General features: G+C 73.7%; 23 protein-coding genes and 1 tRNA gene. 12 read left to right on the forward strand and 12 right to left on the reverse strand.

The window, feature by feature from the left end:
• Positions 1-203: 203 nt before the first annotated feature.
• The 3 genes from ACFWBY_RS02110 (at position 204) to ACFWBY_RS02120 (ending at position 3,404) form a co-directional block, all read left to right on the forward strand.
• Positions 204-1,136 carry an ROK family protein gene (locus tag ACFWBY_RS02110; protein WP_385330861.1) on the forward strand — a complete coding sequence of 311 codons (933 nt, stop codon included), beginning with the start codon at positions 204-206 and terminating at the stop codon, positions 1,134-1,136.
• Positions 1,136-2,299 carry an N-acetylglucosamine-6-phosphate deacetylase gene (nagA, locus tag ACFWBY_RS02115; RefSeq protein ID WP_385330560.1) on the forward strand — a complete coding sequence of 388 codons (1,164 nt, stop codon included), beginning with the start codon at positions 1,136-1,138 and terminating at the stop codon, positions 2,297-2,299. The genes ACFWBY_RS02110 and nagA overlap by 1 nt, the downstream gene beginning before the upstream one ends.
• A gap of 166 nt (positions 2,300-2,465) precedes the next feature.
• The gene (locus ACFWBY_RS02120) at positions 2,466-3,404 is read left to right on the forward strand and encodes a 1-phosphofructokinase family hexose kinase (protein ID WP_385330557.1); all 939 of its coding nucleotides are present in this window, start codon (positions 2,466-2,468) and stop codon (positions 3,402-3,404) included.
• On the opposite strand, the gene ACFWBY_RS02125 is transcribed toward ACFWBY_RS02120, so the two are convergent.
• Positions 3,401-4,411, reverse strand: coding sequence for a CBM35 domain-containing protein (locus ACFWBY_RS02125; protein ID WP_385330554.1), 1,011 nt, complete (start codon positions 4,409-4,411; stop codon positions 3,401-3,403). The two genes, ACFWBY_RS02120 and ACFWBY_RS02125, sit on opposite strands and share 4 nt — an antisense overlap.
• Positions 4,412-4,479: 68 nt before the next feature.
• Positions 4,480-6,213, reverse strand: coding sequence for a diguanylate cyclase CdgB (gene cdgB, locus ACFWBY_RS02130; protein ID WP_385330551.1), 1,734 nt, complete (start codon positions 6,211-6,213; stop codon positions 4,480-4,482).
• Positions 6,214-6,595: 382 nt separating this feature from the next.
• Between cdgB and ACFWBY_RS02135 the strand changes: the two genes are divergently transcribed.
• Positions 6,596-7,108, forward strand: coding sequence for a flavin reductase family protein (locus ACFWBY_RS02135; protein WP_385330548.1), 513 nt, complete (start codon positions 6,596-6,598; stop codon positions 7,106-7,108).
• A gap of 47 nt (positions 7,109-7,155) precedes the next feature.
• Here ACFWBY_RS02135 and arfB read toward each other — a convergent pair whose 3' ends face one another.
• Positions 7,156-7,581: an alternative ribosome rescue aminoacyl-tRNA hydrolase ArfB gene (arfB, locus tag ACFWBY_RS02140; protein ID WP_385330546.1), complete on the reverse strand. Its 426-nt coding sequence runs from the start codon at positions 7,579-7,581 to the stop codon at positions 7,156-7,158.
• Positions 7,582-7,804: 223 nt separating this feature from the next.
• Here arfB and ACFWBY_RS02145 point away from each other — a divergent pair, with 223 nt between their 5' ends.
• Entirely contained in the window at positions 7,805-8,380 is a 576-nt protein-coding gene (locus tag ACFWBY_RS02145; RefSeq protein ID WP_385330543.1) for a TerD family protein, read from the forward strand.
• 103 nt (positions 8,381-8,483) lie between these two features.
• Positions 8,484-9,005, forward strand: coding sequence for a GNAT family N-acetyltransferase (locus ACFWBY_RS02150; RefSeq protein WP_385330540.1), 522 nt, complete (start codon positions 8,484-8,486; stop codon positions 9,003-9,005).
• A 44-nt stretch (positions 9,006-9,049) separates the two neighbouring features.
• On the opposite strand, the gene ACFWBY_RS02155 is transcribed toward ACFWBY_RS02150, so the two are convergent.
• Together ACFWBY_RS02155 and ACFWBY_RS02160 are read right to left on the reverse strand one after the other, a co-directional pair.
• Positions 9,050-10,474, reverse strand: coding sequence for a M1 family metallopeptidase (locus ACFWBY_RS02155; protein WP_385330537.1), 1,425 nt, complete (start codon positions 10,472-10,474; stop codon positions 9,050-9,052).
• A 69-nt stretch (positions 10,475-10,543) separates the two neighbouring features.
• Positions 10,544-11,089 (reverse strand): heme-binding protein, encoded by a 546-nt coding sequence (locus ACFWBY_RS02160; RefSeq protein WP_385330534.1) that lies wholly within the window; start codon positions 11,087-11,089, stop codon positions 10,544-10,546.
• 364 nt (positions 11,090-11,453) lie between these two features.
• Here ACFWBY_RS02160 and ACFWBY_RS02165 point away from each other — a divergent pair, with 364 nt between their 5' ends.
• The 3 genes from ACFWBY_RS02165 (at position 11,454) to ACFWBY_RS02175 (ending at position 14,025) form a co-directional block, all read left to right on the forward strand.
• Complete coding sequence (locus tag ACFWBY_RS02165; protein WP_385330859.1) at positions 11,454-12,584, forward strand: sensor histidine kinase; 1,131 nt, start codon at positions 11,454-11,456, stop codon at positions 12,582-12,584.
• On the forward strand, positions 12,581-13,201 hold the full coding sequence (locus ACFWBY_RS02170; RefSeq protein WP_385330532.1) for a response regulator: 621 nt from the start codon (positions 12,581-12,583) through the stop codon (positions 13,199-13,201). The genes ACFWBY_RS02165 and ACFWBY_RS02170 overlap by 4 nt, the downstream gene beginning before the upstream one ends.
• Positions 13,202-13,413: 212 nt before the next feature.
• Complete coding sequence (locus ACFWBY_RS02175; protein WP_385330529.1) at positions 13,414-14,025, forward strand: nuclear transport factor 2 family protein; 612 nt, start codon at positions 13,414-13,416, stop codon at positions 14,023-14,025.
• Positions 14,026-14,035: 10 nt separating this feature from the next.
• Here ACFWBY_RS02175 and ACFWBY_RS02180 read toward each other — a convergent pair whose 3' ends face one another.
• A complete protein-coding gene (locus ACFWBY_RS02180; RefSeq protein ID WP_385330526.1) occupies positions 14,036-14,689 on the reverse strand; it encodes a response regulator in 654 nt (217 codons plus the stop codon).
• Positions 14,686-15,360, reverse strand: coding sequence for a sensor histidine kinase (locus ACFWBY_RS02185; protein ID WP_385330523.1), 675 nt, complete (start codon positions 15,358-15,360; stop codon positions 14,686-14,688). Before ACFWBY_RS02185 ends, ACFWBY_RS02180 begins: the two co-directional genes overlap by 4 nt.
• A 404-nt stretch (positions 15,361-15,764) precedes the next feature.
• Between ACFWBY_RS02185 and ACFWBY_RS02190 the strand changes: the two genes are divergently transcribed.
• Entirely contained in the window at positions 15,765-16,268 is a 504-nt protein-coding gene (locus tag ACFWBY_RS02190) for a hypothetical protein (RefSeq protein WP_385330520.1), read from the forward strand.
• Between the two features lie 227 nt (positions 16,269-16,495).
• Here the strand turns inward: ACFWBY_RS02190 and ACFWBY_RS02195 are convergent, their stop codons facing one another.
• On the reverse strand, positions 16,496-17,200 hold the full coding sequence (locus ACFWBY_RS02195) for a pentapeptide repeat-containing protein (RefSeq protein ID WP_385330518.1): 705 nt from the start codon (positions 17,198-17,200) through the stop codon (positions 16,496-16,498).
• 146 nt (positions 17,201-17,346) lie between these two features.
• Between ACFWBY_RS02195 and ACFWBY_RS02200 the strand changes: the two genes are divergently transcribed.
• Entirely contained in the window at positions 17,347-18,339 is a 993-nt protein-coding gene (locus ACFWBY_RS02200; protein WP_385330857.1) for a zinc-binding dehydrogenase, read from the forward strand.
• A 25-nt stretch (positions 18,340-18,364) separates the two neighbouring features.
• Here the strand turns inward: ACFWBY_RS02200 and ACFWBY_RS02205 are convergent, their stop codons facing one another.
• From ACFWBY_RS02205 to ACFWBY_RS02215, 3 genes are all read right to left on the reverse strand, one after another.
• Entirely contained in the window at positions 18,365-18,835 is a 471-nt protein-coding gene (locus ACFWBY_RS02205) for a GNAT family N-acetyltransferase (RefSeq protein WP_385330515.1), read from the reverse strand.
• On the reverse strand, positions 18,832-19,779 hold the full coding sequence (locus tag ACFWBY_RS02210; RefSeq protein ID WP_385330512.1) for an aminoglycoside phosphotransferase family protein: 948 nt from the start codon (positions 19,777-19,779) through the stop codon (positions 18,832-18,834). The genes ACFWBY_RS02205 and ACFWBY_RS02210 overlap by 4 nt, the downstream gene beginning before the upstream one ends.
• A gap of 70 nt (positions 19,780-19,849) precedes the next feature.
• On the reverse strand, positions 19,850-20,590 hold the full coding sequence (locus tag ACFWBY_RS02215; RefSeq protein ID WP_385330510.1) for a thioredoxin domain-containing protein: 741 nt from the start codon (positions 20,588-20,590) through the stop codon (positions 19,850-19,852).
• A 158-nt stretch (positions 20,591-20,748) separates the two neighbouring features.
• Here ACFWBY_RS02215 and ACFWBY_RS02220 point away from each other — a divergent pair, with 158 nt between their 5' ends.
• Complete coding sequence (locus ACFWBY_RS02220) at positions 20,749-22,131, forward strand: NAD(P)/FAD-dependent oxidoreductase (protein WP_385330507.1); 1,383 nt, start codon at positions 20,749-20,751, stop codon at positions 22,129-22,131.
• Positions 22,132-22,225: 94 nt separating this feature from the next.
• On the opposite strand, the gene ACFWBY_RS02225 is transcribed toward ACFWBY_RS02220, so the two are convergent.
• A tRNA-Thr gene (locus ACFWBY_RS02225) sits at positions 22,226-22,301 on the reverse strand.
• Between the last annotated feature and the right edge of the window lie 83 nt (positions 22,302-22,384).

Raw genomic sequence — 22,384 nt, forward strand, 5'->3', positions numbered from 1 at the left:
ACCACTTTCGCGGCTCGTCAACATCCGGCCCCGAAACGTCCACACGCCCTGCACGCGACCCCCCGCACACGTGCGCGGGAACCCCACGTCAGGGGCCCGCGCCCCGGTCACGGACCCGAATTTGTATGGCCGCTCAACAATCCCCACCCCAGTGGACTAGACCTTTCCCCTCCAAGCACGCGAGACTGTCACCCGTGAAACCCGTGAAACACGTCATCGCCCTCGATGTGGGCGGCACCGGGATGAAGGCCGCCCTCGTCGCCGAGGACGGCACCCTGCTCCACGAGGCGCGCCGGGCCACCGGACGCGAGCGTGGCCCCGAAGCCGTCGTCGAGACGATCCAGGACTTCGCCTTCGAACTCCTCGCCCTGGGCCGGGAGCGCTTCGCCGTGGCCGCCTCGGCCGCCGGCGTCGCCGTCCCCGGCATCGTCGACGCCGAGAACGGGATCGCCGTCTACGCGGCGAACCTCGGCTGGCGCGACGTCCCCATGCGCGAACTGCTCGGCAGACGCCTCGGCGGGATCCCCGTCGCGCTGGGCCACGACGTCCGCACGGGCGGACTCGCCGAAGGCCGCATCGGCGCGGGCCGCGGCGCCGACCGCTTCCTGTTCGTCCCGCTCGGCACCGGCATCGCCGGCGCCATCGGCATCGCGGGCCGCATCGAGGCCGGCGCGCACGGCTACGCGGGCGAGATCGGCCACATCGTGGTCCGCCCCGGCGGACCCGCCTGCGGCTGCGGGCAGCACGGCTGCCTGGAGACCCTCGCCTCCGCGTCCGCCGTCAGCCGCGCCTGGGCGGCCGCCTCCGGCGACCCCGAAGCCGACGCCGCGGACTGCGCCAAGGCCGTCGAATCCGGTGACGCAGCGGCGAAGGAGGTGTGGCTCGCCGCCATCGGAGCCCTCGCCGACGGGCTGGTCACCGCGATCACCCTGCTGGACCCGAGCACGCTGATCATCGGTGGCGGCCTGGCCGAGGCGGGAGAAACCTTGTTCACACCACTGCGGACGGCCGTCGAGGAACGCGTGACGTTCCAGCGGCTGCCCCACATCGTTCCGGCAGCCCTAGGGGACACCGCCGGATGCCTGGGCGCAGGGCTGCTCGCCTGGGATCTACTCGCCACGGAGGTACCTGCCTGATGTCCGGAAGCGCACATGTGGGCCGCAGCACCGTTCTCTCCGGCGCCGACGTGGTGCTGCCCACCGGCACCGTCAAGGGCGGACGGCTCATCGTCGAAGGCGAGCGCATCGCCGGCAGCGCCCGGGAGGACGCGGCCGTCATCGACCTGTCCGGGCACTGGATCGTCCCCGGCTTCGTCGACATGCACAACCACGGCGGTGGCGGCGCCTCCTTCACCTCCGGGACCGCCGAGGAGGTACTCAAGGGCGTACGGACCCACCGCGAGCACGGCACCACCACCCTCGTCGCCTCCACCGTCACCGGTGACCTCGACGAGCTCGCCCGCCGCGCCGGCCTGCTCAGCGAGCTGACGCAGCAGGGCGACATCGCGGGCATCCACTTCGAGGGGCCGTTCATCAACCCCTGCCGCAAGGGCGCGCACAAGGAAGACCTCCTGCGCGACCCCGACCCGGCCGAGGTCCGCAAGCTGATCGACGCCTCGCACGGCGCCGCCCGCATGTTCACCCTCGCCACCGAGCTCCCGGGCGGCCTGGACTCCGTACGGCTGCTGGTCGAGCACGGGGTCGTCGCCGCGATCGGCCACACGGACTCCACGTACGAGCAGACCCTCCAGGCGATCGACGCGGGCGCCACCGTCGCCACCCACCTCTACAACGCGATGCCGGGCCTGGAGCACCGCGCGCCGGGCCCGATCGCCGCGCTGCTGGAGGACGAGCGGGTCACCGTCGAGCTCATCAACGACGGCACCCACCTGCACCCGGCCATGCTGGAGCTGGCCTTCCACCACGCGGGCGCCCACCGCGTTGCGCTGATCACCGACGCGATGGACGCGGCCGGCTTCGGCGACGGGATCTACCACCTCGGCCCGCTGGAGGTCGAGGTCAAGGAGGGCGTGGCCCGCCTCGTCGAGGGCGGCTCCATCGCCGGCTCCACCCTCACCCTGGACACCGCGTTCAAGCGGTCCGTCACCCTCGACAAGCTCCCCGTCGAGTCCGTGGTCCAGGCGATCTCCGCCAACCCGGCCCGGCTGATCGGCGCGTACGACCAGGTCGGCTCGCTGGAACCCGGCAAGTACGCCGACCTCGTCGTCCTCGACGCCGCCTTCGACGTCAAGGGCGTCATGCGGCGCGGCGAATGGATCGTCAGTCCGGTCAAGCCGTAACGGCCGCAACCACCCTGAGCGGGCGTCACCACGCCCCTGAGCAGGCATCACGGGCGGGCGACCGGTCCGGAGACCGGACCGGCCGCCCCGTCCCCCGGCTACCGCCGGGCGGCGCCTCCTGGCATGATCCCGGCACACCCCGAGACCGAGGCGACCGAGGCTTGCCATGATCCTGACCGTGACGCTCAACACCGCGCTCGACGTCACCTACCGCGTGCCGGGGCTGCGCCCGCACGCCTCCCACCGCGTCAGCGACGTCGCCGAACGCCCCGGCGGCAAGGGCCTCAACGTCGCCCGCGTCCTCGCGGCGCTCGGCCACGAGGTGACCGCGACGGGCTTCGCGGGCGGCCGCACGGGAGCCGTCGTACGCGAACTGCTCGCCGCCTCCCCCGGCGTACGCGACGAGCTGGTCCCCTGCGCGGGCACCACCCGGCGCACCCTCGCCGTCGTCGACGAGGCCTCGGGCGACACCACGCAGTTCAACGAACCGGGCCCGCTGATCGCCCCGGCCGAGTGGTCCGCCCTCCTCGCCCGCTATGAGGCCCTGCTCGCCGACGGCGCCGACGCGGTGGCCCTGTGCGGCAGTCTGCCCCCCGGCGTCCCCGTCGGCGCCTACGCCGTCCTCGTACGGGCGGCCCGCGCGGCCGGCGTGCCCGTCCTCCTGGACACCAGCGGCGAGGCCCTGCGGCGCGGGATCGCCGCCCGCCCCGACATGATCAAACCGAACGCCGCCGAGCTGGCCGAGCTGACCGGATCCCGGGACCCGCTGCCCGCCACCCGGGACGCCCGCCGGCGCGGAGCCCACGCCGTGATCACCTCGCTCGGTCCGGCCGGCCTGCTCGCCGCCACCGGCCGGGGTGCCTGGCGGGCGACCCCGCCCCGCACCCTGTCGGGCAACCCCACCGGCGCCGGCGACTCGGCCGTCGCGGGCCTGCTCTCCGCCCTCGCCGAGGGCCTGGACTGGCCGGACCGCCTGACCCGCGCGGTCGCCCTCTCGGCGGCCACGGTCCTGGCCCCCGCCGCGGGAGAGTTCGACCCCCGCACCTACGAGGAGGTACAGGGGTCGGTGGAGGTGGCGGCGGTCGAGGCCGTCAGCGGGGTCTAGCCCGCCTGCAGCCACAGCTGGTCGATGTTGACCTGGCACTTGTTGCCGGCCTCGCACGACAGCTTGATCGTGTTCGTGCCCTTGGTGAGGGTCACCGGGCCCCAGGTCGACTGCCAGCCCTTCTCCCAGTCGCCCTTGGGCGAATTGGTGAAGTTGCGCATGCTCAACGGCGAGCTGTTGGGCTTGCCGTTGACCGCGAGGGTGCCGTTCGCCTCCTCGCCGGGGATGCCGAAGCGCACGTAGAGCCGGTAGGTGCCCTCCTTGGGCACGTCCAGCGTCCAGGTCACCGCGGCGCCGGGCTGGTTGAACTGGCCGACGTACTGGCCGCTCGCGCTCTTCGCCCCCGGAACCGCGTTCTCCAGCTTGGCACCGCCGCTGATCACCATGCCCGGACCGCCCGCGTCGCCCTTGGGCAGCTCGGCCGCCGGCGACGGGGAGCCGCTCGACTGGCCCTGGGAGGTCTGCGGGGACGGCGCCTGGCTCTGGGAGTCCTTCCCCGCGTTGTCGTTCTTGCCCTTGTCCTTGTCGCCGAAGGTCACCGCCGCGCCGATACCGATCGCGACCGCGACGACCACCGCGACGGCCGCGATGAGCATGCCCTTGCGGCTGGACCCGCCGCCACCGTGGCCGCCGCCGTGGCCGCCACCGTGGGGTCCGCCGGGCTGCTGGGCCTGCTGCTGCGGCGGAACGCCGTAGCCGCCCGCCTGAAGCGCCTCGGGGGCCTGGTACTGAGCCTGGTAGGCCTGGGGCTGCTGCTGCGGAACCTGCCCGCGCTGGCCGCCGTAGGGCCGGTCACCGACCGTGCGGACCTGGTTGTACGAGGTCCGCGGCACGCCCGGCTGCGCACCAGGCTGACCACCGCCGGGCCCTGGGTAGCCGTACCCGCCGGCCTGGCCCGGCGGGGTGGCTCCGGCGGCCTGGCCGTCCGCGTAGAGGTAGCCGAACGGATCGTCGGCCTCGGGCTGGTTCGCCCCACCGTTCGGGCTGTTGTTCGCGGGCGTCGTCATCGCAGGTCACTCCTTTCGACCGCGGCGAGCCTACCCCGAACAGGTGCACCCACGGGTGGCGTGCGACCTCACCCGGCCCGGCGGTGGGCCTTGGAGCGGGACCGCTTCTCGATGTACATCCGCTGGTCGGCGGAGCGCAGGACCTCGTCCGCGGACATCCCGCAGCTGGCCCATCCGATGCCGAAACTCGCTCCCACACGGACCGCGCGGCCGTCCACCCGGATCGGCGGGATGATCGCGTTGCGCAGGCGGACGGCGAGGTCGGCGGCGTCCGCGGCGCCCAGCCCGTCGGCCAGCACGACGAACTCGTCACCACCCAGCCGGGCGACCGTGTCACCGTCCCTGACGCCGGTCGTCAGCCGCCTGGCCACCTCGATCAGGACCGCGTCTCCGGTGTGGTGCCCGAACCTGTCGTTGATCGACTTGAAGCCGTCGAGGTCGCAGAAGAGCACCGCGAGCCCCTTCGTGCCGTCGTCGATGTCGGTCGCGGGCGCGACCGTGTGCACGTGGTGGTCGAACGCCCCCGCCGGACCGGCCCCGTGACCCGCCGGGACCCCGGGGCCGCCGCCGGGGTACTCGAAGGGGTCGGGAAACCCGTCGGGCCGGAAACCGTGCTCACCGGATCCCGTACCCGCTCCCGCGCCCTGGCCCGGGATGCCGTCCGGCGCGGGCCGGCCCTCGTAGGCCGCGTCCAGCGCCTCCACCGCCGTGGCGCGCACCGACTGCGGCAGCCGGCAGAGCCGGGCACCGAGCCGGGCCCGCAGCTCCGCGCTGTTGGGAAGGCCGGTCAGCGAGTCGTGGCTGGCCCGGTGGGCGAGCTGGAGCTCGTGGCGCTTGCGCTCCTCGATGTCCTCCACGTGGGTGAGGAGGAACCGGGGCCCGTCGGCGGCGTCCGCGACCACGGAATTGCGCAAGGACACCCAGACGTACGTACCGTCGCGCCGGCCGAGGCGCAGCTCGGCGCGGCCCCCCTCGGCGGAGGTCCGCAGCAGGGTGCCGATGTCCTCGGGGTGCACGAGGTCGGAGAAGGAGTAGCGGCGCAGCACGGAGGCGGGCCGCCCCAGCAGACGGCACAGGGCGTCGTTGGTGCGCAGCAGGCGGCCGTGCTGGTCGCCGCCCATCTCGGCGATGGCCATGCCGCTGGGCGCGTACTCGAAGGCCTGGCGGAACGACTCCTCGCTGGCACGCAGGGCCTGCTGCTCGCGCTCCAGCCGCACCAGGGCCCGTTGCATGTTCGCGCGCAGGCGGGCGTTGCTGATCGCGATCGCGGCCTGGAACGCGTACATCTGGAGTGCCTCGCGGCCCCACGCGCCGGGGCGCCGCCCGTTGCGCGGCCGGTCCACCGAGACGACGCCGAGCAGCTCGCCGCCGGAGGCGTACATGGGGGCGTAGAGCCGGTCCTCGGGGTGCCACTCGTCTTCGAAGCGCGGATCGGGGCCGTCCGTGTGCCACTGGGGGACGTCGTCCTCCATGAGGACCCAGCCCTCGGTGTGCGGGATGAAGCGCAGGCCGTCCCAGTTCTCGCCCATCGTCAGGCGGCGCTCCCAGGAGGCGCGCGAGCCGACCCGGCCCGTGATCAGGGCTTCGGCGGCGGGGTCCCCGGCGAAGGCGGCGACGACCAGATCACCGTCGGGGCGTACGAGGTTGACACAGGCGAGTTCGTAGCCGAGGCCCACGACGATGCCGTCCACGACGGTCTGCAGGGTGTCGGCCAGGCTCCGGGCCGTATTGAGCTCGGCCACCACTTGGTGCAGCTGCCGCAGGGTCGCAAGACGGACGTACGGCTCCGACTCGGTCTCCATTGCTCGCTCTCCCCGAGACCTCGACAGCAACTCCAGGTTTGTCATCGGCGTTTCGTTGCGGTGTCCCGTCCACTGAATCACAGTGAGCTGTGCGGCAGGTACACAGGGTCAACAAATCTTGCTCTCTGTGACTCAAGTCACATGAGATGAAAAAAGGTGCACGCGTCACCGGTCCGCGGGCGGTGTAGCGGCCGGTCCGTTCCCGGCTTCCCGCCGGTCCGTTCCCGGGAGCAAACGATACGTCCGGCCTAGGCCACAGGGCGGGGGCGCGGCCGGGACTTCAGCCCGATGCGCCGCGCGAGAGGGCGACAGTAGCGTCCTCACTGTGCCGAACACGACCCCTGCGCCGACGCTTCCCGAGCCCGCCCCCCATCCTGAGGGGGTGAGCGAAGACGAGTTCCGGGCCGCGATGTCCCGACTGGCGGCGGGCGTGAGCCTGATCACCGCCCACGAGCCCGCGCTGAGGGCCGGCGGCCCGCGCGGCGAGGACGTCGGCATGACGGCGACCGCCTTCATGTCCGTGTCCCTGGACCCGCCGCTGGTCCTGGTCAGCCTGCGCGAGGGCTCCCGGATGGACGACCTGCTGGAGGAGCAGCCCCTGTGGGCGGTCTCCGTGCTCGCCGACCACCAGCTCCAGATCGCGAGCCGTTTCGCGATGAAGGGCCGCATCAGCGACCGCCTGCTCTTCGCGGACGTCCCCCTCACCCGCGGCGGGATCTCCGGCGCCCCGCTCCTGTCGGGGGCACTGGCCACCCTGGAGTGCCGCACGGAGAGCCGGGTCGAGGCGGGCGACCACACCCTGGTCATCGGCCGCGTCCTGGCCGCGGCCCAGCCGTCTCCGGACTCGCCGCCGCTGACGTACTTCCGCGGGCGCTACCGGCACTTGGCGCCGTAGGCGCGGCGGGCGGCGCCGCGCGGCGCGGGCACGGGCCGCGGGCGCCGCTACCAGTCCCGCGCGTTCCTGCCCCGCTTCGTCTCGCCGCGGGCCTTCTTCTCGCGCAGTCGGCGCTCGTTGATCCCCCGGGGGATCTTCGTCGCCCGACGGGCCCTGGGCGGCGGCGCGGTCGCCTCCGCGAGCAGCGCGGCCAGCCGGACCAGCGCCATCTCCCGGTTGCGCAGCTGCGAGCGGTGCTCGGAGGCCCGTACCGTCACCACGCCGTCGACCAGGCGGGACGCGAGGCGTTCGAGCGCGCGCTCCTTCCACACCTCCGGCAGCGCCTTCGTCGCCGCGACGTCGAAGAGCAGCTCCGCGCGCGAGTCCGAGGTGTTCACGTGCTGGCCGCCCGGTCCGGAGGACCGCGAGAAACGCCAGGCGAGCTCGCCCTCGGGGAGCACGACCGAACCGCGGATGACATAGGGACCAGGCATGCCCCCTATGATCCGCCCCCGCCCCGGCCCCCGTCACCCGCATTTCGCATGCGCGCTCGATCCGTACGTACGGACGGGCGGTCCGTGCGTCCATCCGGGGAATTCTCCGGCCCCGGAACCTACCGGGCCTCTCCCCGCGTTATGGAGGTCAGCGGTAACTTGGGCGCTCTCGCGGTCATACGACAAGTGAGACCAAGTGGACTAGGAAGGGACACCAGTCACCATGGCAGTAAGCCTCTCCAAGGGCGGAAACGTCTCGCTCAGCAAGGAGGCCCCGGGCCTCGCGGCCGTCACCGTCGGCCTCGGCTGGGACGTTCGCACGACGACCGGTGTCGACTTCGACCTGGACGCCTCCGCCATCGCGGTCACCGCGCTCGGCAAGGTCGTCTCCGACGGCCACTTCGTCTTCTTCAACAACAAGTCCACCCCGGACCAGACCATCGTCCACACCGGTGACAACCGCACCGGCGAGGGCTCGGGCGACGACGAGGCCATCAACGTCAACCTGGCCGGCCTCCCCGCCGACGTGGACAAGATCGTCTTCCCGGTCTCCATCTACGACGCCGAGACCCGCAGCCAGAACTTCGGCCAGGTCCGCAACGCGTACATCCGCGTCGTGAACCAGGCCGGCGGCGTCGAGATCGCCCGCTACGACCTCTCCGAGGACGCGGCGACCGAGACCGCCATGGTCTTCGGCGAGCTCTACCGCAACGGCGCCGAGTGGAAGTTCCGCGCGGTCGGCCAGGGCTACGCCTCGGGCCTGACCGGCATCGCCCAGGACTTCGGCGTCAACGTCTGAGTCCGACCCGGCAGGACCCGGTGCTGTGACCGGAAGGGTCCACCGCACTAGCCGAAGCCCCCTCCCGGCCGTCCGGGGAGGGGGCTTCGCTACGGTTCGGCAGGTGATCCTCCTCCCCCTCGCCCCCGTCGAGGACGGCGCCCTACCGGGTCCGGTCCTCACCGAGATCGCCGCGCTCTACGCGACCAACCACGCGTTCTTCGAGCTCGGCGGAGACTTCCCCGACCCCCGCCGCATCACGGTCGAACAGGTCGCCGCCGCCCTCGCCGACGAGCTCGCGCACGACGGCGCCGAGGTCCTCCTCGCCCGCTCCGCCGGCCGCCTGGTGGGCCTGGCCGCCACCCTCGCCCACCACCCGGACCCGGCCCGCGAAGACCCCGACCCGTGGATCGGGCTGCTGCTCGTCGACGCCACCGCGCACCGCGAGGGCCACGGCCGCACGCTGGCCTCCCTGGTCGAGGACCGCTTCCGCGCCGCCGGCCGCTCGGGCGTGCGCATCGCCGTACTCGACAACAACCCCAACGCCCTCGCGTTCTGGCAGGCACAGGGCTACGTGCCCCTGCGCCGGGCGGCCGACCTCGAGGCGGGGCGCCCCTGCACGGTCCTGCGCAAGCAACTGCGGTAGCCCTGAGGGCGTCCCGTAATCCGGCGGGCCCCGGCGGGGTGCGCCTACGGGGCCTTGGGCCGCGCCTCGCCGTAAAGCCACACGTCCCAGACCTTCTTCAGGTCGTGGCCCGTCTTCTCCTGCGCGTAGGCGGTGAAATCGGCCGTGCTCGCGTTCCCGTGCCGGTGGTCGGCGGCCCAGCCGCGCACCAGGGCGAAGAACCGCTCGTCTCCGACCTCCTGCCGGATCCGATGCAGGACCATCGCCCCGCGCCCGTACACCGGGGCCGCGGAAATGTCCTCGGGCCCGGGCGGGGCGGCCGGCGGGAAGGCGTCCCAGTCGGATCCCGCCTGGGAGTCGACGTCGGTGTCGCCGGCCAGGTAGGCGTCGAAGTGCTGCTGCGCGCTCGGCCCGCCGTGGTCCTCGGACCAGAGCCACTCCGCGTACGTCGCGAAGCCCTCGTTGAGCCACATGTCCTTCCAGGACTTCGGTGACACCGAGTCGCCGAACCACTGGTGGGCCAGCTCGTGCACGAGCAGGTCCAGGCTGCCGGGCGCCCCGGGGAAGACGGGCCGGGTCTGCGTCTCCAGCGCGTATCCGAGGGTGCCCTCGGGCAGCACGATGGCGCCCGTCGTGGCGAAGGGGTAGGCCCCGAACCTGCCGCTGCCCCAGTCGACGACCTCCGGCAGCCGGGCGAGCACGGGCCCGGACGCCGCCGCCTCCGCGGGCGTGACCGCGTTGTGGAAGGGGATCCCCGCCGGGGTCCGCCCGGTCGTCACCTCGAACTTCCCCACGGCGGCGGTCGCCAGGTAGCTCGACATCGGCTCCGCACCGTGCCAGGCGAAGACCGTCCGCCCCTGCGCGTCCTGGCTCCGGGAACGCAACGCGCCGTTGGACACGGCCTCGTACCCCTTCGGGACGGTCAGTGTGATGTCGTAGGTGGCCTTGTCGCTCGGGTGGTGGTTCCCCGGGAACCAGGCCATCGACCCGACGGGCTCGCCCACGCCGACCGCGCCCCCGCCGTCCGGGGTGACGATCCAGCCCTCCCGGGACCCGTCGGGATCGGTCACGCGCTTGGGCCTGCCCGCGTACTCGATCTCCGTACGGAAGACCTCGCCGCGCGCCAGGTCCTCGGCGGGCCGCACGGTCAGCTCGTTGCCGGCCCGGTTGAAACGGGCCCCCTCGCCCTGCACGCTCACGCGCTCGACGTCGAGGCCGGCGAGGTCGAGGTTGAAGGAGCTGAGCCCCTGCTCGGCGCGGGCGGTGATGACGGCGGTGGCGTCCAACCGCCCGTCGGCGGGGTCGTAGTCGAGGTCGAGGTCGTAGTGCTCGACCTGGTAGCCGCCGTTGCCGGCCTTCGGGAAGTACGGGTCGCGCACCCCCGACGCACCCGGCCGCCCCTGCACGGTGTCACCCGTACAGCCCGTGGTGAGGGCGATCAGGGCGACGGCGGCGGGGGCGGCGAGGCGGGAGAGGGCGCGCAGATCCACGCGCTCGAGCCTATTCGAGGCGCATCGCGCCCTGGGGACGCGGTGCGTGACGCGTCATGGAGGCGGAGGCTACTTGTCGAGGGCGTCCACGCCGGCCTTCGCGAACTTCTCGTCCAGCTCGCCGCTCGGGGCGCCGGCCACGCCGATGCCCGCCACCGGGGCGCCCTTGGCCTGGACGGGGGTACCGCCGCCGAGGAAGAGGGTGCCGGGGATGTCCTTCAGGTTCGGGGTCTGCGCCAGGCGGCCCGCGAGCACCGAGGTCGGGGCGTTCCAGGACACGGCCGTGTAGGCCTTGCGCTGCGCCGACTCGTAGGACTGCGGGCCCGCGCCGTCGCCGCGCAGGGTGACGATGGTGTTGCCGTTGCGGTCGACGACCGCGACGGTCACCTTCTGGTTCTCCTTCTCGGCGGCCTCCAGCGCGGCCCGGGCGGCGCGGGTGGCGGCGTCGACGGTGAGGTGGGTGGAGGTGGTGAAGTTCCCGTCGTTGTCCTTCTTCGCGGCGGCGGCGGCCGGAGCGGTAGCCGGGGCGGCGGTGGCACTGACCGCACCGAAGGCTCCGGCGCCGAGCGCGACGGCGAGGACGGTACCGGTGAGAACGCGGGTGCGGGTGTTCATGTCTGCTCCTGGAACGTGGTCGGCGCGGCGGCTTCCTGCCGTGTTCCCACCCTCTCCCCGCCACCCCCGCCCGCCCGTCCCCGTACCGGCTCCCAACGGCCACCGCACCGGTCGACCCCGGGGTCGACCGATCGGCTGATGCGCATCGCCTCCGGGGACGGCTTACCTGTTCACGCCCCCACCCGCGGGAGCGCGGCCCCGGCCCCGGGGCCCGGGCGCGGCCCGGGGAACGGTGAAAGGGTGGGGAGGGGACGGCCCCGCGCAGCGGTACCCACACGCACCACCGAACCAGGAGCACCCCGTGACCGCCACGACCCCCACGAGCCCCCCACCCGAGAGGGACACCCGGACGCTCTCCACGGTCATGCACACCGCGTTCTTCCTGCTCCTCGGCGCCTCCGTGGCCCGCTTCCTGCTCCGCCACCCCGGCGAACCCCGCACCCCGTGGATCATCGCCCTCAGCGTCACCCTCGCCCTGCTCTACGTGCTGGGCCCCGCCCTCGGCGCCGCCCCCACCCTGCGCCGCCTCCTCTGGCTCGGCCTCGTCGTGACCGTCTGGGTGGTCCTCGTCGTCCTCGCGCCGAGCTTCGCCTGGTGCGCCGTGCCGCTCTTCTACACCGCCCTGCGGACGCTCCCGCCGCGCGCCGCGATCGTCCTCGTCGCCCTGCTGACGGTGTTCGTCGTCGCGGCCCAGCTCGAGCTCTCCCGGACCTCGGGCGCCGAGCCCTTCGACCCCAACCTGCTGCTCGCCCCGCCCGCCGTCGCCGCCCTCGCCACGGCCGTCTTCGTCCACATGGAGCGCCAGGCCACCGCCCAGCGCCTCCTGATCGACGACCTGATCCGCACCCGCAGGGAGCTCGCCGCCACCGAGCGCCGTGCGGGCACCCTCGCCGAACGCCAGCGGCTGTCCATGGAGATCCACGACACCCTGGCCCAGCACCTGTCCAGCCAGCAGATGCTGCTCCAGGCCGCCGACCGCACCTGGGACACCGACCCGGCCACCGCCCGCGCGCACGTCCGTACCGCCACCGACATCACCGCACGCGGCCTCGCCGAGGCCCGCCGCCTCGTCCACGACCTCGCGCCGTCCGAACTCGCCGGCGGCGCCGGCCTCCCGGACGCCCTGCGCGCACTGGACGCCGGCCCGGACATCGAGGTCCGCTTCCACCTGGAGGGCGCCCCGGTGCCCCTGCCCGACCGCGCCGAGTCGGCGCTGCTGCGCATCGCCCAGGGCGCGCTGGCGAACGTACGGGAGCACGCGGGCGCCCGTACCGCCGCCCTCACCCTCAGCTTCCTCGGCGACCAGGTCGTCCTGGACGTCGCGGACGACGGCCACGGCTTCACCGAGGACCGCCGCGCCTCCCCGGAAAGGGGCCACGGCCTCCCCGCGATGCGCGCCCGCGTCCGCCAGCTCGGCGGCACCCTGACCGTCGAATCCACCGCGGGCGAGGGCACGGTCCTGTCGGCGTCGATCCCCCTGGAGCCCACACCATGACGACGATCCTGCTGTGCGACGACCACGTGGTGGTCCGCGCCGGCCTGCTGGCCCTGCTCGGCAGCGAGCCGGACATCGAGGTGCTCGGCGAGGCCGGCAGCGGCGAGGAGGCCGTCGCGCTCGCGGCCAGACTCCGTCCCGACGTGGTCCTGATGGACCTCCAGCTCGGCGACGGCATCGACGGCGTCGAGGCCACCCGGCGCATCACCGCCGCCCCGCACCCCCCGCACGTACTGGTCCTGACCACGTACGACACGGATGCCGACATCACCCGCGCCATCGGGGCGGGCGCCACGGGATACCTCCTGAAGGCCGAACGCCCCGAGGAGCTCTTCGCCGCGATCCACTCGGCGGCCCAGGGCCGCACCACGCTGTCCGCGCCGGTGGCCAGCCGTGTGATGGCCCACATGCGCGGCACGCGGCCCACCCTGACGGACCGTGAACTCGACATCCTCGGGCAGCTCGCCCGCGGCCTCGGCAACCGCGACATCGCCCGAGCGCTGTTCATCAGCGAGGCCACGGTCAAGACCCACCTCGGCCGCATCTACGACAAGCTCGGCGTCGACACCCGCGCGGGCGCCGTCGCGGTGGCCAAGGAACAACGCCTCCTCCCCTGAGCCGGGGCGGCACGGGACGCGACCGCACGCGACCGGACGGGGCGAACCGGAAGCGACCGCAAGCGACCGGAGGGGCACATCGTCCATCCGTACGAGATCGCGGTCGTACGCCGCGCCGATCCGCCGGCGCCCCCCGCACGGAAAGCTCGTCAGTGCCCCGGACCGCCCCGAGCCGGCCCGGGCGCCACCAGCCGTGTCGAGAGGAATCCGCCATGCCGACCACCGAATTCGCCCCGGAACGCCGCCGCATGCTCACCATGCTGGGCACCGGTGCCGCCGTCGCCGGGCTCGGCGCCTTCGTCGCCGCGACGCCCGCCAACGCCGCGTCCGAGGACTACGAGCTCGCGGCCTCGGCCTGCCCCGCCGGTTCGGCCGAGGACGAGCTGGCCATCCACCGCCTGCTGGAGACCTACCTCTTCGCCGTCGACACCAAGGACAAGACGGTCTTCCGGACGCTCTTCACCGACGACGCCGTCCTGACCGTGATGGCCCACCCCGACGGCACCGCCGGCATCGTCAAGTCCGGCATCGAGGCCGTCGTCGCCAACCTCGACGGTGCCGCCGCCTGGGGCTACTCCACCCACGTCACCGCCAACGCCTACATCCGCGTCACCGGCCGGACGACCGCGACGGGCGACAGCCACGCCACCGCCCAGCTCGTCTACCCGGCCACCGCGACCGCGCCCGAGACCGTCGTCGTGCGCGGCATCCGCTACCGCGACGAGTACGTCAAGGTCGCGGGCGCCTGGAAGATCCGCAAGCGCGTCTTCTCCCCGACCTGGCAGTACAACGGCGCCTCCGTCCAGATCGCCTACCCCAACTGACCCGTCCGGGTCAGCCCGGTCCGCCGCCGCCCTGGCCCAGCGCGATGAGTCCCCGGTCGACCGCCACCCGCGCGGCCGCCGTGCGGTTCTCGACCCCGAGCTTCTCGTAGACGTGCACCAGATGGGTCTTGACCGTCGTCCCGCTGATGAACAGGGCCGAACCGATCTCCCGGTTGGAACGGCCCGTCGCGATCAGTTCGAGGATCTCGGTCTCCCGGGCCGTCAGCGCCGTCTCCGGCGCCCGGTAGCGGTTCATCAGCCGCGACACCACGGACGGCGACAGCGCCGACTCGCCCGCCGCGACCGTCCTCAGCGCCTGGAACAGCTGGTCGGGCGGGGACCCCTTCAGCAGGTACCCCGCCACGCCCGCCTCCACCGCCCGCACCACGTACGCGTCGGACTCGTAGCTCGTCAGCACGACCACCCGCGGCGGTGCGGGCGAACGGCCGATCCGCCGGGTCGTCTCCACCCCGCACATCCCGCCGCCCAGCCGGATGTCCATCAGGACCAGGTCCGGGGCCAGTTCGCGCACCAGCCGCAACGCCGCGGCCCCGTCCGGCGCCTCACCGCACACCTCGAAGTCGGGGCAGCCCGACAACAGGGCGCGCAGCCCCGCCCGGACCACCGGGTGGTCGTCCACCAGCAGGATCCGCGTACGCGTCATGCCGGGCCCCGGACCGGCAGCCGCACCGACACCACGGTGCCGCCGCCCGGTGTGCTCTCCACCACCGCCCTGCCCCCCAGGGAGCCGACCCGGCGGCGCAGCAGCCGCAACCCGTCCCCACCGGGCAGCCCACCCGGCCGGCCGCCCCGCCCTCCGCCCCGCCCGCCGCCCCGCCCGAAGCCCACGCCGTCGTCCCAGACGTCCACGCTCAGCACGTACGGCTGGTAGGTGAGGGTCACCACGGTGGCCGAGGCCCGCGCGTGCCTGCGTACGTTGGCCAGCGCACCCTGGACCGCCCGCAGGGCCGCGCCCTCCACCGCCGCTCCCAGTGGCCGCGGCTCCCCCTCCAGCCGGAACCGGGCGCCCCGTGCCCGCGCGCACAGCCCGCGCACGGCCTCCGGCAGCGAACTGCCGTCGAGTTCGGGCGGAGCCAGGTCGTGGATGATCCGGCGGGCCTCCTCCAGGTTCTCGCGCGCCGCCGCCGCGGCCTGGCGGACCAGCTGCCGGGCCCGCGCCGGCTCCCGGGTCCACTGCCGATCGGCCGCGTCGAGGAGCATGTGCATGCTGGTCAGACCCTGTGCCACCGTGTCGTGCAGCTCGGCGGCGAGCCGGTTCCTCTCCTGGAGCACCCCGGCCGCCAACGCCTCGCGCTGTCCCCCCGCTCCTGCCACGCCGGTCCCCGTCCCCTCTGCCCATGACCCGCCGGACCCCCCGGACGCGCCGAGCTTAAGTCGGCGCCCTGCGCCCAGGCGAGAGCCGCCCGCGACCCTCCCCCCGCGGCGGACCCCCGGGGCCGAGCCGGCCCGCCCCGGCCCCGTACGCCCCGGGCAACCGCCCGCGGACCCACCCCGCACCCCACGGCGGCGCACCCCGCTCCCCCCGGTTTCCGCAGGTGGAGCGCCCCCGGGCACGGCCGGACCGGCCACCCTCGACGGGCGGCGTCCGGGCGGGGCGGGATGCGCACCCTCAAGGCGAATCGAACGGGGGCACGACCCGCGGACGATCAGGAACTCTGATGTGCGGACCGGACACCGGGCGGTGAGCGGACGGGCGGGGGCGTGACACCATCGGATACGTGCTCGACATCGGCTACTCCCTCTCCCGGCGCTTCCCCGACCCCCCGCAGACCGACTACCGCTCGGCGGACGTCCACTCCCTGCGCCACGACCTGTTCTGCGGGGACGTCTACCTCGCCGACACCGCCGCGGACCGGGAAGTGTCCACAGCCTGGGGATGGGTACCCGTACTGGACTTCGCCTGGGCGCTGTGCGACATCGTCGAGCAGCTGGACCAGGACCCGCGCGGCAGCCGCGCCGCCAACCGGCAGTACGCCGAACTCGACTTCACCGAGTCCTCGGACCGCATGCTCTTCGAACGCCGCTTCGGCTGGGTCGACATCGAGGCCGACTGGATGCCGCCGGAGGAGGACCCGCTGACCTTCAGCCACCGCCTGCTGCGCCGCGAGGCCCGCGACTTCCTGCACGACGTGATCGCGGACCTCACCGACATGCACGACGGCCTGGCCGACAACCCCACGATCTGGACCCTCCAGTCCCGCTTCCCCCGAGTCCCGGCGTAACCCGCCCGCAGCTCACCCGTCGCTCACAGCCGGGCCCGACCCGACCGGATGCGTACGAGCCGCCCGGCGCTGGGGACCGGCCTCGGGCAGGTCCGGGGCACTTTCAGCCCGCCCTACGTTCGGGGACCGGCCCCGAGCAGGCCCGGGTTCTTTCATCCCGCCCGGCACTCGGGCACCGGCTCTGGACAGGCCCGGGTTCTTTCATCCCGCCCGGCGCTCGGGACCGGCTACGCCACCACCCGCACCCCCATGTGCGCGGCCAGCACCGGCGCCAGCTCGAACAGCTGCCCCGGACTGATCACCGCGCCCGCCAACGCGTCCACCCCCCGCGCGATGCCCAGCTCCACCGCGCCCCGCAGGTCCACCTCCGACAGCCGCGCCCCCGAGAAGTCCACCCCGCGCACCACGCAGTCCCGGAACTCCACCCGCTCCAGCACGGCCCCCGCGAAGTCCGGTTCCACCAGCACGCAGCCCTCGAAGACGACGTCCTTCAGCCGCGCCGCCCGCAGGTTCAGGTAATCGATCTTGCCTCCGCGCACGAGGACCCGCTCCAGCACTGCCCCGTGCAACTGCACCCCGCCCAGCCGGGCATCCAACAGCTCCACGTCCCGCAGCGAGGCCCCCGACAGGTCCGTCCCGACGCCCCGCACCCCGTCCAGCACCGAGTCCAGGAACCTCGCCTTCGCGAGCCCCGTCTCGTCGAGCGCGCAGCGTCGTAGCGCGCAGTCCATGAACCGGGCCCCGACCCCTTCCTGGCCCGACAGGTCCACCTCCGCGAGCTCCAGCCCGTCGTAGTCGCCGTCCGGCTCCAGTTCACCGCCCTGCCACGCGCCGAGCTCCGGCAGCCTCAGCTCCGGCCGCCGCGCCGCCTTCACCGCCTCCGCTGCCCGCCCTGCCCGTCCCGACTGTCCCGCCTGCCCGTTTCGCACCATTCCCCCATCCTGGCGCACACCACTGACAGAGCCCTTGACCTCAACCCCACTTCAGGTAACAGGCTCGCCCCATGACCCGAGACCCCGCCACCGCCACCACCTCCGCCCCCACCACTGCCACCACCACTGCCACCGCCCCCACCCGTATGAACGCCATCCGCCTCCACGCCTTCGGCCCCGCCGAGAACCTCTCCTACGAATCGGCTCCCGTCCCCGTCCCCGCCCCCGGCCAGCTCCGCATCGCCGTCGCCGCCGCCGGCGTCCACCTCCTCGACACCAGCCTCCGCCGCGGCGTCCAAGGCCCACCCGCACCCCTCCCGGAGCTCCCGACCATCCCCGGCCGGGAAGTCGCCGGCACCGTCGACGCCCTCGGCCCCGGCACCGACCCCGCCTGGCTCGGCCGCCCCGTCGTCGTCCACCTCGGATTCGCGCCCGGCGGCTACGCCGAGTACGCCGTCGCCGACGCCTCCCGCGTGCACCCCGTCCCGCCCGGCCTCGACCCCGCCGAAGCCGTCGCCATGATCGGCACCGGCCGCACCACGCTCGGGGTCCTCCAGTTCGCCGACCTCGGCCCGGGCTCCGTCGCCCTCGTCCCCGCCGCCGCGGGCGGCATCGGCACGCTGCTCGTCCAGTACGCGAAGAACGCCGGAGCCACCGTCATCGCCCTCGCCGGAGGCCCCGCCAAAACCGCCCGGGCCGCCGCGGCCGGCGCCGACCTGGCCCTCGACTACAACCGCCCCGACTGGGCCGGCTCCGTACGCCGACACCACCCCGCCGGCGCCACCGTCCTCTTCGACTCCGTCGGCGGCCCCCTCGCACGCACGGCCCTGGACCTGCTCGCCGACGGCGGCCTCCACCTCGTCTTCGGCTGGTCCGGCGGCCCCATCCCGCTCACCGACGCCGACCGCGCCGCGCTCGAAGCCCGGTCCGTCACCACGCGCAACGTCCTCGGCCCCGCCATGCTCCAGCGCGCCGGCGGCGACGACCCGCTGCGCCTCCTGGAAACCCGCGCCCTCGCCGAAGCCGCCTCCGGCCGGCTGCGCCCCGCCCTGCGGCGCTACCCCCTGTCCGAAGCCGCCGCGGCCCACCGCGACCTGGAGAACCGCGCCACCACGGGCAAGGTCGTCCTGGAGCCGTAGCCCACAGCCGCCCGGACCGAACGTCCTACTCCCCGAGCCGCGCCAGCGCCCCGTCCGTCAGCCGGTACACCGACCACTCGTCCTGCGGCCGGGCGCCCAAAGCCTCGTAGAAGGCGATCGTCGGCTCGTTCCACTTCAGGACCGACCACTCCAGCCGCTCGTACCCGCGCTCCCGGCAGATCCGCGCCAGCTCCGCCAGCAGCGCCTTCCCGTAGCCGCCGCCGCGCGCGCCGGGACGTACGTAGAGGTCCTCCAGGTAGATCCCGTGCACCCCCCGCCACGTCGAGAAGCTCAGGAACCACAGCGAGAAACCGACGGCTTCCCCCTGCGACGTCTGCGCGATGTGCGCGAACGCCGCCGGGCGCTCCCCGAACAGCGCCTCCCGCAGCTGCTCCTCGGTGGCGCGCGCCTCCTGGGGCACCTTCTCGTACTCCGCGAGCTCGCGGATCATGGCATGGATGACGGGAACGTCCCCGACGACAGCGCTACGGATCATCCCGGCAGCCTACGACCGGCCCCGCGCAGCAGCTCCGCCACCTCCAGCTGCACCTCGGCGGGCTGCCCCCCGTCCTCGACGTCCCACAGACAGTTCTGCAACACCCGCCCCAGCGTCCACGCCCGCGCCCGCTCCCGGTCGGCCCCCACCGCCTCCGCGAGCAGGTCGAACCGCCACTGCACCTCCTGCGCCCGGAAGTTGTCGACCAGCGCGGGCAGCAGCTCGAAGCCCGGATCCCCCGCCAGCGGCTTCGGATCGATCGCCAGCCACGGCTCGCGGCCGCCCGCCAGCACGTTGTCGTAGTGCAGGTCCCAGTGCAGCAACCGCTCCCCGCCCGCCCCGGCCTCCCCCGCCGGGCGCTCCCCCGCCACTTCCGCGACCGCCGCCGCACAGTCCGCGACGAGCCGCCGCGCCCGCCCGTCCGCCACCTCGGCCAGTGCCTCCGGCACCGCCTCCAGCATCCGCGCCGCGATGTCCCCGAGCCCGCGCAGCCCGTGCGGCGCGGGCACCGCCGTCAGGCGGGCCAGCAGCTCCCCGATCACCTCCACCGCCCGCCGGGAATCGACCGCCGCCACCTCCGACAGGTGCCGCCCCTCGTCGAGGCGCTCCAGCAGCAGCGTCCCGGTGGCCGCGTCCTGCGCCAGCAGCCGTACGGAGCCCTCTCCGGCCCACGCACGCAGCGCGAGCGCCTCCCCCGCGCTCTCCTCGTCCAACGCCTGCAGCTTCAGCGCGGCCGGCGACCCGTCGGCCCGCTCGACCGGCAGCACCAGGGCCGTCGCCCCGTGCATGCCCGCCCCCGTCACCCGCAGCTCCCACCGCTCCAGGAAGAGCGCCGCGCGCGCGGGCAGCGCGTCGACGAACTCCCGCCCGGCCGCGCCGTTGTGGCGGAGCTGCGCCCGCACCAGCCCGTCGGGGACACCCGCAAAACCTGCGATCTCGACCATGAACCAACCCTCGGACCGAGCAGCCCCCGGCCTCTGTCCCTGCCCCTGTCCCTGCGCCCGGGAAAGCCCCTCAGGCCGTCGCGCCGATCCCCACGCCCCTCAACGTCTCGGTGAACGCCGCCGCGTCGAACATCGACCCGTCCCGCGTCCCGACCGGCTTCCCGTCGACCAGCACCATCGGCGCCGCCCGCGCGCCCGTCGCCTCGAAGCCCTTCTCGGCCTCGCCGACCCACCCCGCGTACTTCTTACCCGCCACGGCCGCGTCGAAGTCCTGCCCGCGCAGCCCCGGCACCACGTCCGCGATCTTCAAGAGCAGCTCGTCCGTGAACTTCCCCTTCGGCTGGCTCGCGAAGACCGCCGCGTGGTACTCCGCGAACTTCCCCGCGTCCACGGACGCGCGGAGCGCGTTCACCGCCTTCACCGAACCGCTCGCCCCGCCCTGGTCCAGGAACGACGCCAGCCCGTACTCGATCTTCACCCGGCCGTCCGCCGCGAGCTCCAGCAGCGCCTCGCCCCCGGCCTCCTCGAAGCGCGCGCAGTAGCCGCACTTCGGATCCACCAGCACCTGCGCGGTACGCGGCGCGTCCGCCCGGCCGACCACGATCTTCGGCCCGTCCACCACGGCGGGCAGCTCCGCGAGCCGGTCGGCCATCGGGCTGGCCCGCACGGGGACCTCGGAAGCGACCGAAGAGCCCCCGCCGGACCCGGTCCCGGAACCGCATCCGACAACCGCTCCACCCAGCAGCGCGGCGGCCGCGGCCCCCGCGACGAGCCTCCCGGCGATCCGCACCCGTACACGTCCGCGCGGCATACAAAACCCACCTCTCATAGGAAAACCATCCAAATCCCCCGAGCCACCTTAAGGGCGGGAACCCCGACCCGCATCAACCATTCGGCCACCATCCGGACCCCGAAACCCGACGTCACGTCCCTGGACACCCCTCCGGAACGAGGTGTAGCAACTCCCCCATGACGATCAACGGCGGCATTTCCTTCTGGCACGCGACAGACGACACCGCCTCCTCCCGCCCACCCCGAGCCCCCCTCACCGGCGACGCCACGGCCGACGTCGTGATCGTCGGCGGCGGCTACACCGGCCTGTGGACCGCCTACTACCTCAAGTCCGCGGCCCCCGACCTGCACGTCACCGTCCTGGAGCAGAAGTTCTGCGGCTACGGCGCCTCCGGCCGCAACGGCGGCTGGCTCTACAACGGCATCGCCGGCCGCGACCGCTACGCCGCACGCCACGGCCACCAGGCCGCCCTGCGCCTCCAGCACGCCATGAACGACACCGTCACCGAAGTCATCGACATCGCCGCCAAGGAGGGCATCGACGCCGACATCCACCACGGCGGGGTCCTCGAAGTCGCCCGCACCCCAGCCCAGTTGAGCCGCCTCAAGGCCTTCCACGACGCCGAACTCGCCTTCGGCGAAACGGAGCGCGAGCTCTACGACGCCACCGACACCCACGCCCGGATCCGCGTCGCGGACGCGGTCGGCTCCACCTGGACCCCGCACGGAGCCCGCATCCACCCCCTCAAGCTCCTCAAGGGCCTGGCCGCCGCCTGCGAACGCCTCGGCGTCGTCATCCACGAATCGACCCCGGTCACGGAGATCGGCCCGCGCCGCGCCCTCACCCCGTACGGCACGGTCCGCGCCCCCTACGTCCTGCGCTGCACGGAGGGCTTCACCGCCGCCCTCAAGGGCCAGAAGCGCGCGTGGCTCCCGATGAACTCCTCGATGATCGCGACGGCCCCCCTGCCCGCGGAGGTCTGGTCGCAGCTCGGCTGGTCCGGCTCGGAAACCCTGGGCGACATGGCCCACGCCTACATGTACGCCCAGCGCACGGCCGACGACCGCATCGCCATCGGCGGCCGCGGCGTCCCCTACCGCTTCGGCTCCCGCACCGACAACGACGGCCGCACCCAGCCCGCCACCATCGCCGCCCTCACCCACCTCCTGGAGGGCTTCTTCCCGAGCCTCGCGGGCGTCGAGATCACCCACGCGTGGTCAGGCGTCCTCGGCGTCCCCCGCGACTGGTGCGCCACGGTCACCCTGGACGCGACGACGGGCCTCGGCTGGGCCGGCGGCTACGTCGGTTCCGGCGTGGCCACTTCCAACCTCGCGGGCCGCACCCTGCGCGACCTGGTCCTCGGCGGGGCGACCGACCTGACCACGCTCCCCTGGGTCAACCACCGCGTCCGACGCTGGGAGCCGGAGCCCTTCCGCTGGCTCGGCGTCCAGGCCCTCTACGCCGCCTACCGCGAGGCCGATCGCCGCGAATCCACCACCCACACCCCGACGACAACCCCCCTGGCCCGCCTGGCAGACCGCATCTCGGGGCGGCACTGACCTCGCCCGGAACATGCCGGAAGCCCCGGACCCAAGGGTCCGGGGCTTCCGGTTCTTTACGAATTCCCTTGGCCGACAAGCCTCTGACCTGGGATGGAGCCGCCTGTCGGAATCGAACCGACGACCTTTGTATTACAAGTACAGTGCTCTACCAACTGAGCTAAGGCGGCACATGTGACACTGCGCGGCACACAGAATCGCCTTCACTCTACACAGCCGCCAGACCGCGCCGCGAAGGACTTTCCGACCCTCG

This window comes from Streptomyces sp. NPDC060049 (assembly GCF_042736715.1).
GTDB lineage: Bacteria > Actinomycetota > Actinomycetes > Streptomycetales > Streptomycetaceae > Streptomyces.